Below are 1,506 nucleotides of genomic sequence, written 5' to 3'. Positions count from 1 at the left end.
GGGTTGGTTCAAGGCATTGGCCGGGCAGGGGAGCGCTGCCGCTTAGAGCCGAGGCCCCCTCATCCGGCCGCTGCGCGGCCACCTTCTCCCCGAAAGGAGAAGAGACTGTCAACACTGGCGCCTCCTCTTTTCCCCGCCGGGGAGAAGGTGGCCCGAAGGGCCGGATGAGGGGGCGCCTCAGAATTCGGGGCAAATCAATGGAAACCATCGGTTTCATCGGCCTTGGCATCATGGGCGCGCCAATGGCGGGGCACCTTCTCGACGCCGGCTATCACGTCATCGCCAGTGATCACCGCTCGAAGCCGCCGGCCGATCTCATCGCCAAGGGCTTGAAGCCTGTCACCGGCCACGATGCCGTGGCCAAGGCTGCCGACATCATCATCACCATGGTCCCGGATACTCCGCAGGTCGCGGACGTTCTCTTCGGCGAGAACGGCGTCGCCTCTGGTCTGTCCAAGGGCAAGCTCGTCATCGACATGAGCTCGATCTCGCCGATCGCCACTAAGGAATTCGCCGGGAAGATCAACGATCTCGGCTGCGATTATCTCGACGCGCCGGTATCTGGCGGTGAGGTCGGCGCCAAGGCCGCCTCGCTCACCATCATGGTCGGCGGCGAGGAAAAGGCGTTTGAGCGCGCCAGGCCGATCTTCGAGAAGATGGGCAAGAACATCACCCTGGTCGGCCCGAACGGCGTCGGCCAGACCACCAAGGTCGCCAACCAGATCGTCGTGGCGCTGACCATCGAAGCCGTCGGAGAAGCCCTCGTCTTTGCCTCGAAGGCGGGCGCCGATCCGGCCAAGGTCAGGCAGGCGCTGATGGGCGGGCTCGCCGCCTCGCGGATCCTCGAAGTGCATGGCGAGCGCATGATCAAGCGCACCTTCGCGCCGGGCTTCCGCATCGAGCTGCACCAGAAGGACCTCAACCTGGCGCTGGAAGGCGCGAAGGCGCTCGGCGTATCCCTGCCCAACACCTCGACCACGCAGCAGCTGTTCAATTCCTGTGCGGCCAATGGCGGCGCCAAGGAGGATCACTCGGCGCTGGTCAGGGCGCTGGAGCGGATGGCGGGATACGAAATGGGTGAATAGTCAATGGTGAATGGTGAATAGTCGGGGCGTCGTCCCATTCACCATTGACTATTCACTATTCACTTTCAAAAACTTCCTCGCCGCGTAAAGGCTGACCGCCGCCGCGTTCGATACGTTGAGCGAGCGGATAGCGCCTGGCATATCGAGCCGTGCCAGCGCGGTCACCGTCTCGCGGGTCTTCTGCCGCAGGCCCTTGCCTTCCGCGCCCAGCACGAGCGCGATCTTCTCACCGTCGAAGGTCATTTCGAGCTCGGCCGGTCCTTCCGAATCGAGCCCGATGGTCTGGAAGCCGGCCTCGTGCAACTGCCCTAGCGCATCGGCGAGGTTCTTCACCTCGATCTGGTCGATATGCTCCAGCGCGCCGGACGCGGATTTCGCCAGCACGCCGGATTCCTGAGGGCTGTGGCGGGCGGGGGTGATG

General features: G+C 64.1%; 2 protein-coding genes. One reads left to right on the top strand and one right to left on the bottom strand.

Annotation, left to right across the window (positions count from 1 at the left end):
• Positions 1-164: 164 nt before the first annotated feature.
• Entirely contained in the window at positions 165-1,085 is a 921-nt protein-coding gene (locus tag EOD07_RS33995; RefSeq protein WP_127238315.1) for a 2-hydroxy-3-oxopropionate reductase, read from the top strand.
• A gap of 48 nt (positions 1,086-1,133) precedes the next feature.
• On the opposite strand, the gene EOD07_RS33990 is transcribed toward EOD07_RS33995, so the two are convergent.
• A partial coding sequence (locus tag EOD07_RS33990; RefSeq protein WP_164772822.1) for an RNA methyltransferase occupies positions 1,134-1,506 on the bottom strand: 373 nt, incomplete at its 5' end.

The sequence above is a fragment of the Mesorhizobium sp. M2C.T.Ca.TU.002.02.1.1 genome, from assembly GCF_003997225.1.
This window is presented reverse-complemented; position numbering and strand designations above follow the sequence as displayed.